Annotated in this window: 11 protein-coding genes; 7 read left to right on the top strand and 4 right to left on the bottom strand. The window is 67.4% G+C overall.

Going from position 1 to position 13,964, the window contains the following annotated elements; translation table 11 throughout:
- Nucleotide 1: 1 nt before the first annotated feature.
- Together M1L58_RS15215 and M1L58_RS15220 are read right to left on the bottom strand one after the other, a co-directional pair.
- Complete coding sequence (locus M1L58_RS15215; protein WP_248659514.1) at nt 2-1,351, bottom strand: ABC transporter substrate-binding protein; 1,350 nt, start codon at nt 1,349-1,351, stop codon at nt 2-4.
- Nucleotides 1,348-2,391, bottom strand: a complete 1,044-nt coding sequence (locus tag M1L58_RS15220) for a sugar-binding transcriptional regulator (protein ID WP_248659515.1) — start codon at nt 2,389-2,391, stop codon at nt 1,348-1,350. Before M1L58_RS15220 ends, M1L58_RS15215 begins: the two co-directional genes overlap by 4 nt.
- 123 nt (nt 2,392-2,514) lie before the next feature.
- Between M1L58_RS15220 and M1L58_RS15225 the strand changes: the two genes are divergently transcribed.
- The 4 genes from M1L58_RS15225 (at nt 2,515) to M1L58_RS15240 (ending at nt 7,508) form a co-directional block, all read left to right on the top strand.
- Entirely contained in the window at nt 2,515-3,555 is a 1,041-nt protein-coding gene (locus M1L58_RS15225; RefSeq protein ID WP_248659559.1) for an NAD(P)-dependent alcohol dehydrogenase, read from the top strand.
- A complete protein-coding gene (locus M1L58_RS15230; protein WP_248659516.1) occupies nt 3,552-5,027 on the top strand; it encodes a mannitol dehydrogenase family protein in 1,476 nt (491 codons plus the stop codon). Before M1L58_RS15225 ends, M1L58_RS15230 begins: the two co-directional genes overlap by 4 nt.
- Complete coding sequence (locus M1L58_RS15235; RefSeq protein WP_248659517.1) at nt 5,024-6,418, top strand: xylulokinase; 1,395 nt, start codon at nt 5,024-5,026, stop codon at nt 6,416-6,418. Before M1L58_RS15230 ends, M1L58_RS15235 begins: the two co-directional genes overlap by 4 nt.
- Nucleotides 6,419-6,725: 307 nt before the next feature.
- The gene (locus tag M1L58_RS15240; RefSeq protein ID WP_248659518.1) at nt 6,726-7,508 is read left to right on the top strand and encodes a class I SAM-dependent methyltransferase; all 783 of its coding nucleotides are present in this window, start codon (nt 6,726-6,728) and stop codon (nt 7,506-7,508) included.
- A 55-nt stretch (nt 7,509-7,563) separates the two neighbouring features.
- Here the strand turns inward: M1L58_RS15240 and M1L58_RS15245 are convergent, their stop codons facing one another.
- Nucleotides 7,564-8,394: an aldo/keto reductase gene (locus M1L58_RS15245; protein WP_248659519.1), complete on the bottom strand. Its 831-nt coding sequence runs from the start codon at nt 8,392-8,394 to the stop codon at nt 7,564-7,566.
- 626 nt (nt 8,395-9,020) lie between these two features.
- Here M1L58_RS15245 and M1L58_RS15250 point away from each other — a divergent pair.
- Nucleotides 9,021-9,224 carry a cold-shock protein gene (locus M1L58_RS15250; RefSeq protein ID WP_005193773.1) on the top strand — a complete coding sequence of 68 codons (204 nt, stop codon included), beginning with the start codon at nt 9,021-9,023 and terminating at the stop codon, nt 9,222-9,224.
- 101 nt (nt 9,225-9,325) lie between these two features.
- Here the strand turns inward: M1L58_RS15250 and M1L58_RS15255 are convergent, their stop codons facing one another.
- Nucleotides 9,326-9,967 carry a trypsin-like serine protease gene (locus tag M1L58_RS15255; protein ID WP_248659520.1) on the bottom strand — a complete coding sequence of 214 codons (642 nt, stop codon included), beginning with the start codon at nt 9,965-9,967 and terminating at the stop codon, nt 9,326-9,328.
- Between the two features lie 207 nt (nt 9,968-10,174).
- Here M1L58_RS15255 and M1L58_RS15260 point away from each other — a divergent pair, with 207 nt between their 5' ends.
- On the top strand, nt 10,175-12,478 hold the full coding sequence (locus tag M1L58_RS15260; protein WP_248659560.1) for a glycerol-3-phosphate 1-O-acyltransferase: 2,304 nt from the start codon (nt 10,175-10,177) through the stop codon (nt 12,476-12,478).
- Complete coding sequence (locus M1L58_RS15265) at nt 12,475-13,962, top strand: HAD-IB family hydrolase (protein ID WP_248659521.1); 1,488 nt, start codon at nt 12,475-12,477, stop codon at nt 13,960-13,962. The genes M1L58_RS15260 and M1L58_RS15265 overlap by 4 nt, the downstream gene beginning before the upstream one ends.
- Nucleotides 13,963-13,964: the final 2 nt, after the last annotated feature.

Raw genomic sequence — 13,964 nt, forward strand, 5'->3', positions numbered from 1 at the left:
ATCACTGCTCCCTCTGGTAGGACTTGCCGACGACCTCGGCATACTCCTGGGACTGGGCCAACGCGTCCTTGACGCTGATCTGTCCGGCGATGGCCGCCGAGATCTGTTGGCTGACACGGGTACCGAGATCCTGGAATTCAGGGATCGCGAGGAACTGGACTCCGGTGTAGGGCACCGGCTGAAGGGTCGGCTTCAGCTGATCAGCGGCCTGCATCGAGGTCAGGGTCTGCTCGGCGAACGGCTTCGCGAGCTCCTTGTAGGCGGGCAGTTCATAGGTCGACAACCGGCTGCCCGGCGGAACGTGGCTGGGACCGAGCTTGTCCGAAACGTATTCGATGTAGCTCTTGCTCGTCATCCAGCGGATGAACGACCACGCCTCGTCGGGGTGCTTGCTGCTCGACGGGATGCCGAGAGACCAGGTGTAGAGCCACCCGTTGTCCTGCTTGGCCATACTCGGCGCCGGCAGGTAGCCGACGTCGCCGGCGATCGACGAGGTCTCCGGACTCTCGAGAACAGAGACGGCCGACGTGGCGTCGTACCACATGGCAACCTGCCCCTGGGAGAGCAGGTTTCCGCATTCCTGGAAGCCCGACGACGAGGCGCCGGCCTCACCATGGTTGCGGACGGTGTCGACGTAGAACTGAACGGCTGCTTCGACTTCCGGGCTGTCGAGCTGCGCGTTCCACTCCTCGTCGTACCAGCGGCCACCGAAGGCGTTGATGACGGTGTTGAGCGGAGCGAGCACCTCACCCCAGCCGGGCTTGCCGCGCAGGCAGATTCCCGCGGTGCGGTCGTTGTCGAGCTTCTTCGCGACCTCCGCCACCTCGGGCCAGGTCGGGTTCGGCGGGAGCGAGACCCCGGCCTGCTCGAAGAGCTTCTTGTTGTACATCAGGAAGGACGACTCACCGTAGAACGGCGCCGAGTACATCGATCCGTCGTGCGACAGCGCGGTTTTCAGCGTCGGGATGAAGTCGTCGGCGTCATAGTCGGGATCGGCGTCCATGTAGGGGCTGAGGTTGACCAGCCACCCGTATTCACCCCACATCGGGGTCTCGTAGTTGCTGATCATCACGACGTCGAACTCGCCGCCGCCGGTGGCGACCGACGCCGTGATCTTGGCGCGGGCCTCGTTCTCGGAGAGCGTCACGAACTTCACCGAGACACCGGGGTTCTGCTCTTCGAACTGGTCGGACAGCGCGACCGCGTCCTGCATCTGGGAGTTGGAGACCATCGCCACGGTGATCTCGCGTCCACCCCCGCCGGTGAGGGAACCGGCGCCGGAACAACCGGTCACCACCAGCGCGACGGACGCCACGAGAACGCCGAGCATCCGGGGTCGGGAGAACTTCATTGTTCACCTTTCTCTTGCAACACAAGCCATTCCGCCGTCGTGACGTCGGTGACCAAGATGGTGGCGTAACCGCCGCGGAGAGCACCGAGGATGGACTCCTGCCGGTGCTCACCACCGGAGACGAGGATGGAGGTCGGACAGGCCCGGACCGCGTCGAGCGGGACCGAGACAGTGCGGTCGACGAGGCTGGACTCCACCGCGTTTCCCGCCGCGTCGTAGAAGCGGCCGCCGATCTCGCCGACCGCGCCCAACTCGACCAGTTCGTCGAGCACGATCGCGTCGATGAAGGCTCCTTCGAAGAGGGTCGTCGAGGTCGACACCGATCCGACCCCGAAGAGCATGACCTGCGCTCCGCGCGCGGCCGAGAGCGACTGCGACAGAATCGAATCGCGGTTGACCGCGGTGACGGTCTCGGGGTCGACGTAGAGCGGCGCGACCAGTCGCAGGGGCCGGGCGTGCAGGCGTTCGGAAAAGCGCGAGAGGGCGTGGTCGACACCCGTGTGGTACTCCACCGAGGTCATCGAGCCGTCCATCTGCACCACCCGTTGGCACGACGCCGCGGCACCCATGGCGTCGGCGACCGCGACCTGCTCGGGCCCCCAGGTGAAGCCGAAGGTGTCGGATGCCTGGATACGTCGGGTCAGCACCGACGCGCCCGCCCGGCCCAGTGCGGCATTACCGGTCGTCGAGCCGTCGGCGGCCTCGTCGATGACCAGTACCTCGTCGAGCCCAAAGGTCTCCTCGACCGCGCGCTCGAGTTCGGTGTGGATCGACGACGACAGATGCGCGGGCGCCGACACCGAGACGTGGACGAGCCCCTGCGCCCGGGCCCGCGCGACGAGGCGACCGGCAGTGGGACGGGAGACCCCCAGGCGGGCGGCGATCTCGGCCTGCGTCAGGCCTTCGAGGTGGTACATCGTGGCGGCACGGACCAGAAGCCTCAGGTCCTGCCCGGCATCGGTGCCGCGTGGGCCGACTGCACGCCCCGACGAACCCTGCTGGTCGTCGGCGGTGCCGGCCGCCTGCTTGCGAGGTGCCATCGGTGGCCTGCCCCCGTTCTCTTGTGAGCAGATGCTCACTAGCGGTGAATATGCTCATTAAGCTAACATCCTGATGTGACCCACGCAACAACCGATACGACCGTCCCCATCCGGCCACGATCGATGCGGGCCGGCGTTCTCCACCCAGACCTGTCCGTCGGCACCGAGACCCGTCGGGCGCCGCAACCGGCGGCGGGAGACGTGCTGGTCGAGGTGCGTGCGGTCGGCGTCTGCGGCTCCGACACCCACTACCTGCGTCACGGACGCATCGGGGACTACGTCGTCCGCGACCCGCTCGTCCTCGGCCATGAGGCGTCCGGTGTGATCGTGGCGGTCGGCGACGGCGTCGACCCGAATCGCGTCGGCGAACGTGTCTCCATCGAGCCGCAACGACCCGATCCGACGACCGCCGAGACCAAGCGCGGGGACTACCACCTGTGTCCGCACATGGAGTTCTACGCGACGCCGCCGATCGACGGCGCCTTCGCCGAATACGTCACCATCGGAGCCGATTTCGCGCATCCGGTGCCACCGGAGGTGTCCGACGAGGCCGCGGCGCTGTTCGAGCCGTTGTCCGTGGGTATCGCGGCACTCCGCAAGGCGGCCGTCGCCGCGGGTGACTCCGTCCTCATCGCAGGCGCCGGTCCGATCGGGCTGATGATCGCCCAGGTCGCGCGTGCATCCGGGCTGGCGCGCATCGTGGTGAGCGAACCCGACGAGCAGCGTCGTCTGCGCGCCATGGATTTCGGTGCCACCGAGGCGGTCGCACCCGGCGAGGAGGTCAGTGCGGTCGACGCCTTTGTCGACGCGAGCGGCGTCGCTGCCGCCGTCCGGACCGGCATGGCCCAGGTGCGGCCCGGCGGACACGTCGTCCTCGTCGGCATGGGTGCCGACACGATGGAACTGCCGGTCACGCTCATCCAGAACCGCGAACTCGTCCTGACCGGCGTCTTTCGTTACTCCAACACCTGGCCGACCGCCCTGGCACTCGTCCGCACCGGCGCGGTGGACCTCGACGCCATGGTCACCGCGCGGTTCGGTCTCGACGAACTGACCGACGCCCTCAACGCCGACCTCCGGCCCGGGAACATCAAGGCCGTCGTCTATCCCGGCCTCTCGGAATGGCCCGCCGCCGAACAACAGACAGGAGAGGCTCGCCGATGAGCAGCCCGCTGAACGCCGACACACTGCCCCGCATCACGGACGCCGCTGTCCCTGCATACGACCGCACCACCGTCACTCCCGGCATCGTGCACTTCGGCGTCGGTGCGTTTCACCGCGCCCACCAGGCCATGTATCTCGACCGGTTGCTCACGGCGGATCCCGCTGCGACGGAGTGGGGCATCTGCGGTGTCGGGGTCCGGCCCGCCGATGCCGCCATGCGCGACGCCCTCGTCCCGCAGAACGGATTGTTCACGCTCACGCTGAAGCATCCGCACGGCGAGATCGAGACGTCGGTAATCGGCTCGATCGTCGAATACCTCTACGCCCCCGACGATCCCGAAAAGGTCCTCGAGCGCCTCAGTGATCCGGCGACCCAGATCGTCTCGCTGACCGTCACCGAGGGTGGCTACAACTTCTCCCCGTCGACCGGCGAGTTCGACGCCACGAACCCCGACATCGTCGCCGATCTCGACGGCTCCGCACCGCCGCGGACGGTGTTCGGTCTCGTCACCGAGGCGCTGGCCCGGCGTCGCGACCGCGGCGTCCCGTCGTTCACCGTGATGTCCTGCGACAACATCCAGGGCAACGGACACATGGCGCGGTCGACGTTCCTCGCCTACGCACGCCTTCGCGATCAGGACCTCGCCGACTGGATCGAGACGAACACCCGTTTCCCCAACTCGATGGTCGACCGCATCACTCCCGCAACGCCTCCCGAGCTCGCCGCCGAGGTCGCCGCGCGCACCGGGATCGTCGACGCGTGGCCGGTGGTCGCCGAACCCTTCACCCAATGGGTCCTCGAAGACGACTTCTCGATGGGCCGCCCCGCCCTCGAAACGGTAGGCGTGCAGGTCGTCGACGACGTGACGCCGTACGAGCTGATGAAGCTCCGCTTGCTCAACGCCGGTCACCAGGCCCTGTGTTACTTCGGCTACCTGCTCGGTTACCGCTACGTCCACGACGCCGCGGCGGACGACGACATCCGAAAACTGCTGCGCCGCTACATGACCGAAGAGGGCCGGACGACCCTGCAGGAACTGCCCGGCGTCGACGTCGAGTCCTACATCGAGACCCTGCTCGAGCGTTTCGCCAACCCGGCCATCGCCGACACCATCGCACGGTTGTGCCAGGACTCGTCGGACCGAATCCCCAAGTGGCTGCTGCCGGTGATCCGGGAACGGCTCGCATCGGGTCAGCGCAGCGAACTCGCCGCGGCCGTCGTCGCCAGCTGGACCCGGTACGCCGAGGGGACCGACGAGCAGGGCGAACCCATCGAGGTCGTCGATCCCCTTGCCTCGGAGCTGGTTCCGCGAGCACAGCGGTCGCGCACCGATCCGCTGGCGTTCGTCGCCGACAGCGAGTTGTTCGGGACCCTCGCCCAGGAGGAGGGTTTCACCACGCCGTATCTGTCCGCACTTGAGTCACTGCGTACCAAGGGCGCCCGCGCCACGCTCGCCGAGTTGTTGTCATGACCCTGGTCGCCGGGATCGACTCGTCCACCCAGTCGTGCAAGGTCGTCATCTGCGACGCCGAGACCGGCGCCGTGGTCCGGTCGGCGAGCGCACCGCATCCGGTAGGCACCGAGGTCCACCCGGATCGCTGGTGGGATGCCCTGTGCGACGCCGCTTCCGCAGCCGGCGGCTTCGACGACGTCGCCGCGGTGTCGGTCGCGGGACAGCAGCACGGGATGGTGTGCCTCGACGCCTCGGGGCGAGTGGTGCGAGATGCCCTGCTGTGGAACGACGTTCGATCGGCGTCGAGTGCCGTCGACCTCGTCGACGACCTCGGCGGTCCGGGAGCATGGGCGGAAGCCGTGGGCGTGGTCCCGGTCGCCGCGATCACCGCGGCCAAACTCCGCTGGCTCGCCGACAACGAGCCCGAGAGCGCCGACGCCACTGCCGCGGTGTGTCTTCCACACGACTGGCTGACCTGGCGCCTGCGCGGGAGCACCGACCTCACCGAGCTGACCACCGACCGCAGCGACGCGTCGGGCACCGGCTACTTCGGCGCGGCCTCCGGCGAGTATCGCAAGGATCTGTTGGAACTCGCGTTTCGTGGGCGTCGACCCACCCTGCCGACCGTCGTCGGACCTGGTGATCGCGCGGGAACCACCTCCGACGGTGTGGTCGTCGGGGCGGGAGCCGGCGACAATGCGGCGGCCGCCCTCGGACTCCATGCCCGACGCGGCGACGCGGTGGTCTCGCTCGGGACGTCGGGCGTCGTGTGCGCCGTCTCGGACACCGGCCCCAACGATCCCGCCGGCCTGGTCGCCGGTTTCGCCGATGCGACCGGTCGGCACCTGCCGCTGGTCTGCACCCTCAACGGTGCGCCGGTCCTGGCGTCGACCGCGAAGATGCTCGGCGTCGACTTCGACGAGTTCGCGCGGTTGGCGATCTCCGCCGAGCCCGGCGCCGGCGGGCTGACGATGGTGCCATGGTTCGCCGGCGAACGCTCCCCCAACCTCCCGGACGCCACCGGGACCCTCACCGGCATCACCGCAGACAACTTCGGTCCCGCGTCGATCGCGCGCGCCGCGGTCGAGGGACTGATCTCGTCGCTGGTGTTCTGCCGGGAGAAGATCGAGGAACAGGGCGTCCGCGTCGACCGTGTCCTGCTCACCGGTGGTGGCGCGAAATCTGCTGCGGTGCGGGCGATCGCACCAGCACTCTTCGGTGGCGAGGTCGAGGTTCCCGCCGACGGCGAACACGTGGCCCTCGGCGCCGCCCGCCAGGCCGCCTGGGCGCTCACCGGCGAGCTGCCCGAGTGGGACTCGCCGCGCGAAACCCTCACGGCGACAGCCACTCCTGAAGTGTATGCGCGCTACCGCGAGATCGCGGACGCAATCGCCCCTGCTACTCCCTGAGATGCAAGGGCGATAGCCACCCCTCCTCCGCCCACTGATCCGAAAGAACCCGACACCATCCGCTGCCTGAGGTGCGAGGAGCGCAAGCGACGAGCCACGAAGGCCTGGTGAGTCGACGTCGCGAGCCCTTCGTGACGCGTCCTCCGCAAGCCCCGGACGCTCCTCAGGGAGCAGAAGGTCCGCGTCCTCCGCAAGCTCCGGACGCTCCTCAGGGAGCAGACGGGTGACTCGGTTTCGCGCGAACCCGCCCACACCCGACGGCTGCGGGTGGACGATGGAGGCCGATGCTCCGACGGCGGGAGATGCGATGGTCGACTGGGATGGTGAGCGGTACGCGGAGGTGAGCGGGCTCCAGCGCATGGTCGCCGAGGAGTCGATCGCCGGCCTCACTCTCACCGGGAACGAGCGGCTTCTCGACGTGGGTTGCGGGGACGGGTTCATCACGATGCTGCTGGCTGAGCGGTTGCCCGAGGGATCGGTGGTCGGTGTCGACGCCTCGCATCGGATGATCGATCGAGCCCTGGCGCGTGTGCCGTTCGACATGCTGCGCGTCCAGTTCCACGTCGACGACGTGCTCGCGTTGCCGTTCGATCAGGACTTCGACATCGCGGTCTCTTTCAACGCGCTGCACTGGGTCCACGACCAGGGGGAGGCGCTGAAACAGATCGCGCGCTGTCTCGTCGAGGGCGGACGCGCGGTGTTGCAGATGGTCTGCGCGACCGAGCGGCCGAGCATCGAGGACGTGGCGATGCAGGTCGCGGCCGATCCGCGTTGGGCCGGCGAGTTCGAGGGATTCGGGCCGCCGTACGTCCACGTCGAACCCGCGCATTTCGGCGATCTCGCCACGGCCGCCGGCTTCACGGTCGACGATCTGACGGTGAAAGACCTGTCCTGGCAATTCGATTCGGTCGACGACTTCCGCGCATGGTTCACGGTGGGTTCCCCGGACTGGATGGGCCGACTGTCCGACGCGGAGACCGACGAGTTCGTCGCCACCGTGATCGACCGTTATCAGGAGGTCGTGGGCGAACCTGCTCTGTTCCGGTTCAGCCAGTTGCGGGCTTCGCTCACCAGACGCCCCGGCAACTGAACAGAAAACGGGCGGGCCACCTGTGCAGGTGGCCCGCCCGTTCATGCCCGATAGGTCAGGGGATGTAGTTGAACGTATCCGGATCGGGGCCGATGCGGTCATCGGTGTTGAGTGCTTCGATGGCCGCGACCTCGTCGTCGGACAGTTCGAAGTCGAACAGCGCGAAGTTCTCCTCGACGCGGGCGCGTGTCACCGACTTGGGGAAGACGATGTCGCCGCGCTGGATGTGCCACCGGAGCGTGACCTGGGCGGCCGAGCGTCCCTTGGCCTCCGCGATCTTGGTGATGACCGGGTCGTCGACGATCTTGCCCTGCGCGATCGGCGACCATGCCTCGGTAGCGATTCCGTGCTGAGAGTTGAACGCGCGCAACGGGTTCTGCGACAGGTACGGGTGCACCTCGATCTGGTTCACAGCGGGGACCACGTCGGTTTCGGCGAAGAGTCGCTCGAGGTGGGACTGCTGGAAGTTCGAGACACCGATGGCACGGGCCTTGCCGTCGGCGTAGGCCTTCTCCAGGGCCTTCCACGTCTGTACGTAGTCGCCCACCTCGGGGAGCGGCCAGTGGATCAGGAACAGGTCGACCTGGTCGACGCCGAGATCGGCGTTGGTCTTGTCGAGCGCCTTGAGCGCGTCGTCGAAGTCGTGGAATCCGTTGTTGAGCTTGCTGGTGATGAAGACTTCGTCGCGAGCGAGCCCGGAGTCGCGCAGTGCTTCGCCGACGCCCTTCTCGTTGCCGTACATCTCGGCGGTGTCGATATGCCGGTAGCCGACCTCGAAGGCGGTCAGCGTGGCTGCCCTCGTGTCCTCCGGCGGCACCTGGAACACGCCGAATCCCAACTGCGGGATGGTGACTCCGTTGTTGAGCGTGATGTTGGGGACTGTCATATGCGATCCGTCCTTTCGTTGGGCGAGACGAGGGCGTATCTCGTCATCGGGTCTGTGGGACTGCGCACCCGATCCCGGGAGCGCCGCACGACCATGTTCAGGTTCAAGGCCTCCGGCCACCCCGGATATTCCTGTCCACACCCTGCACCGTTGTGACCTGGCGTTCTCGATGAACCGCTGACACGGCCGGGGCCCACCCGGTCTCGCGACCCGGCCAATCCGTACGGTTCTCGTCACCGCCGGGATGACGACGCTGGTCTTCACCATCATCCGGACCGATGTCGTCGGCTGGGTTTCACCGGCCACCGTCGGCACGCTGGTCGCGGCCGCCGTCCTCCTGGCCGGATTCCTGGTCGCCGAGCGGACCACTCACCGTCGGTGGCAATGGGGTGGCTGCAGGTGTTGCCGTGCATCGCCGGACTGGTTGCCGTGCTCGCATCCGGTGACGATAAAGAGGCGTCGATGCAAGCTGCGTGAAATCCGTTTCGCCCTCCGGACCTGGCCATCTGCGCCGAAATCGGTCGAATTCGTCACTCACCGTTTCCCAGGACGCGTTTTCTGTGCCACACTTGGCGGGCGGTCATCAGTTTTGGTGGCTGCTGAACTGAAGAAAGAAGTACAGCAGTATGGCACAGGGAACCGTCAAGTGGTTCAACGGCGAAAAGGGCTTCGGCTTCATCGCACCCGACGATCAGGGCGCCGATGTTTTCGTCCACTACTCTTCGATCACCGGTAGCGGCTTCCGCAACCTCGAAGAGAACCAGCGCGTCGAATTCGACGTGGAGCAGGGCCAGAAGGGCCCCCAGGCAACCAACGTCAGCGCGCTCTAAGCACACCTGACTTCACGAAGCGCCTCATCCGGCTCCGGCCAGATGGGGCGCTTCGTCGTTTCGGGGGTCTGCGCAAATCGGCTGCTGCGCAGCCTGTTTCGCTACCGAAGTGCGCGCGGGAGACGGGACACCGGGACGACGCCCGTACCCTCGAGGGTCGCCGAGGACAGGATTCCGACGACGCGTCCCCGGCTGTCCCGGACACCCGCGCCGCTGTCGCCCGACTCCGAACGCAAGCTCGTCTGAACCGAAAACGAGTCGTGGCTCGTCAGGAACGGCGGTGCGAGCGAGAAGCCGTGCGAGGTGCGCAGCACCTCCGTCGGATCGGTGACCTTGCCGGTTCCGTAGCCCGTGGTGATACCCGACTTCCACACCAGCTGTCCCCGGTGGAACTTCGCATCCCAGTCCACCGTGTCGATCCGGGCCGAGGTACGCGGAGCCAATCCGACGACCGCGATGTCGAGCCGTTGGCCGATGCGATTGGCGGTGATCGTCCCGATCTTCTTTCCCGTGCGGTCGTGGACGGCCCGGCCCACGGCCCCGCAGTGTCCCGCGGTCAGCGCCTTCTTGGCGGAGATGACCGCACCGAGCGTGCAGCTGTTCGAGGTCAGGACCGTGTCGTCGATGCTGATCGCCATTCCCGACCGCACCGTCGGCGTGGCCGCGTCCGCCACCACCGCGGGCGTCGTGACCAGAGCCGCCGAGGCGCCCAGCGCCGTCAACGCACGAAATCGCATCCCCATACTTCCTCCCCAGGCAACCTGCTCAGCCTAACCGGGCCGGGACCTTCCCGCGCCGGGGAGTGCCGCGCTCACCCGAAACCCGCCCCGCCCGCTGTAACCCACGACACAATGGGACCATGGGCGGTCTCCATCGGGGGAGCGGCCATGGGACACCGATGCTCGGAGCACACCGAACGGCGCGGTGTCGACGACGATGACGTGAGGGTGATGCAGATGTCCGATCCCGTTCTGGTCCTGACCAAGGCCCGCACATCGTGTGAGATGCGCGCGGTCAAGGACTGGGCAGCCACCGCCTACCCGGACGCCGAAGTCCGCCAGGGCGCCGACGTCGACTTCGACACGCTGTCGCCCGACACCGTCCTGGTCCCGGTCCGGCCGGTCTGGCTTCCCGCGGTCCGTCAAGGTGAGCGGCGGGTGACGCTCGGCGACGTCCTTGTACTGTCGAATCCACGCCGCCCGCTCGGCATCATGCAGCCCATCATCCGCAAGCGCCGCCCCGACAGCCTGCGCGTTGTGGCCGGGGAACCGGCGACGATCGCCGACCTCCGCGAACGACACGCCCGCGACCAGGCCGAGGGCGAGCCCTTCGACCAGTACGTCCGCATCGCGGCGTCGGTCTCCGCCGAACGTGCGGAGCGCCAGATCGTCGGCGATCGATACAAGGTCCCTCGACTGGTTGCCGAACAGATCAGCAGCTCGGCCAGATTCCAGAGCGGCGCGGCCAAACTCGCGGCCGAGCTGGGCCGGCCCACCGAGGCGGTGGTGTCCGAGGCCACCGACAAACTGTCCGGGTTCGTCGCCACCCAGAGCCGGCTGATGGACGACATCTTCTCCGCCACGTTCAACCGGCTCCACGAACGCGCCTGGAACGTCACGGTCGACGTCGACACCTTGAACTCGCTTCGGACCCTGAACAAGTCGACCGGCCTGGTCTTCCTGCCCTCCCACCGCTCCTACGTCGATCCGCTGGTCTTGGCGTCGGTGTTGCGCGACAACGATTTCCCACCGAACCTCGTGCTGGGCGGCAACAATCTGTCGTTCTGGCCGGTGGGCCCGATCGCCCGGCGCGCCGGGATGATCTTCATACGGCGCAAGTTCGGGTCGGACCCGGTCTACAAGTTCGCGATGCGTTCCTACCTGGCCTACATCATCGAGAAGCGCTTCAACCTCGAGTGGTACATCGAGGGTGGTCGGAGCCGAACGGGCAAGCTGCGCAAACCCATGCTCGGACTCCTCAACTACGTCGTCGACGCCGCGGCACAGCTCGACGACGCCGACGTCACGATCGTGCCCACGTCGATCGTGTACGACCAGCTGCAAGAGGTCGGCGCGATCGCCGCAGAGGACGCGGGCGGCGTCAAGAAGCCCGAGGGCGTCGGCTGGCTATTGCGCTACGCCAAGGCCCAGCGCAGCTATCTCGGCGAGGCGAGAGTTCGTTTCGGTACGCCGATCTCGCTGAAGCAGGCGCTGGACGAGGCCGGCGACGGACCTGCGCGTCTGGAGAAGGTCGCCTTCCGGGTGATGGACGAGATCAATTCGGCCACGCCGATCACCGCGACCTCGCTGGTCGGTTTCGCCGCGCTGGGTGCGCAGGATCGGGCGTACACGCTGCGGGAGATCGAGGCTGTCCTCGCTCCCCTGCTCGACTACATCGACCGCCGTGGCCTCCCCGGACCCGATCCAGCACTGTGCCGCGGCGTCGGGCTCGTCCGGACGCTGCGGGTGCTGGCCGGCAACGGCGTGGTGACCTGTTACGAGGGCGGTTCGGAGCCGGTCTGGTCCGTCGTTCCCGAGAACCGCGCCGTCGCCGCGTATTACCGCAACGGCGCGCTGCATCATTTCGTCGACCGCGCGATCGTCGAGATGGGTCTGCTGGCGCTGGCCGAGGGCGAGGTCAAAGCCGGCAGCACCCCGATCCGGAGCAACCACGTCGGTTCTCCGCCGGCACCGGACGAGGAACTGCTGACCGCAGCGCAGCGCGAGGCCCTACGAATCCGCGATCTCCTGAAGTTCGAGTTCTTCTTCCCGCCCAAAACCGAGTATCTGCACCGGCTCGGCATCGAACTCGATCTCCTCGCCCCCGGCTGGCGTGCGGTCACCCCCACCCAGGAGTGGACCTACGAGGTGCTGCACGGCCACACGGGAGCACTCTTGGCGCGACGCACACTCCAGACCTTTTTCGACGCCCAGCTCGTGGTGGCGACCAAGCTGGTGGAACTGGGCAACACCGCCCAGGAGAAGGATGCCCTGATCGCCGACTGCCTCGGGCTCGGGCGCCAACTCGCGCTGCAAGCCGTTCTGCGCAGCAAGGATTCGGTGTCGAAGGATCTCTACGACGGGGCCTACCGCCTGGCCGACAACCGCGGCCTCATCCACGGCGAGGACATCGTGGATCTCCGGGCCGCCCGCCAGGACTGGCTCGACGAGGTCGAACTCATGCGGGATCGGCTCGCGCGGATCGCCGCGATCGAGGACCTGCAGCCCGTCGTCGCCGGCGAGGAGGAGCAGTGAGCGCCTTCACCGACCGCATGCGGGCCATCCGTTCCGCGCCGACGGGCAAGAAGGTGGCCGCGCTCTTCGACTACGACGGCACGCTGATCGAGGGTTTCTCCGCCGCCGCCATCATGCGGGCGCGTCTGCGCAGCATGGAGTTCGGGTTCGGGGAACTCGCCGACTTTCTGGTGATCGGACTACGCGGCGTCATGTCCGAACAGGACTACGCCGAGGTCCTCGCGGCCACGCGGCCGACCTTCGCGGGCAAGACCTACGCCGAGTTGATCGCTTTCGGCGAGCATCTGTTCAAGTACGAGACCGCGGCCAAGCTGCGTCCCCAGATGTGGCAGATCCTGCGCGCGCATCGGGAGATGGGGCACACCATCGTGATCGCGTCGTCGGCGACCCGCTTCCAGATCGAGCCGATCGCACGGGAGATCGGTGCGGATTTCGCACTCGCGACCGACGTGGAGGTCGTCGACGGGGTGGTCACCGGGAATATCAAGGGACGCCCTCTCTGGGGTCCAGGCAAGGCAGCCGCGGTCCGGGAGCTGGCACGCGCCAACGACATCGACCTCGACGCATCGTTCGCCTACAGCGACGGGAACGAGGACATCCCGTATCTCGAGTCGGTGGGCAACCCGGCGGCGATCTCCCCGCGCCGAATCCTGCGGGCGGAGGCCGAGTCCCGCGGCTGGCCGATCATCGACCTGAAGAACCCCTCCTACAACCGTCTCGGATCGCTGGCCCGGACCGGCGCGTTCTACGGCTCGTTCGTCGCCTCCGCCGCCATCGGTGCGGCCGCGGGCCTGGTCCGCCGCGATCCGCACGCGCTCGTCGAGGCACTTCCCACCGGGAACGACATCGGCTTGTCCCTCGCCGGCGTCCACGTCCAGGTGCTCGACGGCGGCGAATACCTCTTCTCCGATCGACCCTGCGTCTTTCTGTTCAACCATCAGTCGAAGCTGGACCTACCGGTCATGATCAATCTGGTCCGCACCGACGCGACCGGCGTCGCCAAGAAGGAAGTGCAGCGGGTCCCGGTGCTCGGCGAGATCCTGCGACAAGCGGGACTCGTCTTCATCGATCGGGCCGACCGGGGCAAGGCCATCGAACAGCTGACACCGGCGGTCAAAGCGCTTCGCGAGGACGGCTTGTCGCTGGTCGTCTCACCGGAGGGGACCCGGTCCCCGACGCCACGGATCGGTCCGTTCAAGAAGGGTCCGTTCCACATCGCCATGCAGGCCGGCGTCCCGATCGTCCCCGTCGTGTTACGCAACACCGGTGAATTGATGTGGCGCGGTGCCCAACTCATCCGGCCAGGTACGGTCGAGGTGATGGTCCTGCCGCCCATCGACACCAGCGACTGGACAGCCGACGAGATCGGCGCCCGCGCCGAGGAGGTCCGCCAGATGTATGTCACGGCGCTCGCCGACTGGCCGCTGGAGTCGTTCGTCGACGATTCGGTGGAATCGCTGCACACAACGCCCGAGGAGGACTGACG

Origin of the sequence: Gordonia sp. C13 (assembly GCF_023218005.1) — a bacterium.
Taxonomy (GTDB): Bacteria; Actinomycetota; Actinomycetes; order Mycobacteriales; family Mycobacteriaceae; genus Gordonia; species Gordonia namibiensis.

Bases quoted from the DNA above. Each gene is read 5' to 3' on its own strand.
- M1L58_RS15220 (WP_248659515.1), bottom strand. From the start codon at position 2,391: ATGGCACCTCGCAAGCAGGCGGCCGGCACCGCCGACGACCAGCAGGGT.
- M1L58_RS15260 (WP_248659560.1), top strand. From the start codon at position 10,175: ATGCAGATGTCCGATCCCGTTCTGGTCCTGACCAAGGCCCGCACATCG.
- M1L58_RS15255 (WP_248659520.1), bottom strand. From the start codon at position 9,967: ATGGGGATGCGATTTCGTGCGTTGACGGCGCTGGGCGCCTCGGCGGCT.
- M1L58_RS15245 (WP_248659519.1), bottom strand. From the start codon at position 8,394: ATGACAGTCCCCAACATCACGCTCAACAACGGAGTCACCATCCCGCAG.
- M1L58_RS15230 (WP_248659516.1), top strand. From the start codon at position 3,552: ATGAGCAGCCCGCTGAACGCCGACACACTGCCCCGCATCACGGACGCC.
- M1L58_RS15250 (WP_005193773.1), top strand. From the start codon at position 9,021: ATGGCACAGGGAACCGTCAAGTGGTTCAACGGCGAAAAGGGCTTCGGC.
- M1L58_RS15235 (WP_248659517.1), top strand. From the start codon at position 5,024: ATGACCCTGGTCGCCGGGATCGACTCGTCCACCCAGTCGTGCAAGGTC.
- M1L58_RS15215 (WP_248659514.1), bottom strand. From the start codon at position 1,351: ATGAAGTTCTCCCGACCCCGGATGCTCGGCGTTCTCGTGGCGTCCGTC.
- M1L58_RS15225 (WP_248659559.1), top strand. From the start codon at position 2,515: ATGCGGGCCGGCGTTCTCCACCCAGACCTGTCCGTCGGCACCGAGACC.
- M1L58_RS15240 (WP_248659518.1), top strand. From the start codon at position 6,726: ATGGTCGACTGGGATGGTGAGCGGTACGCGGAGGTGAGCGGGCTCCAG.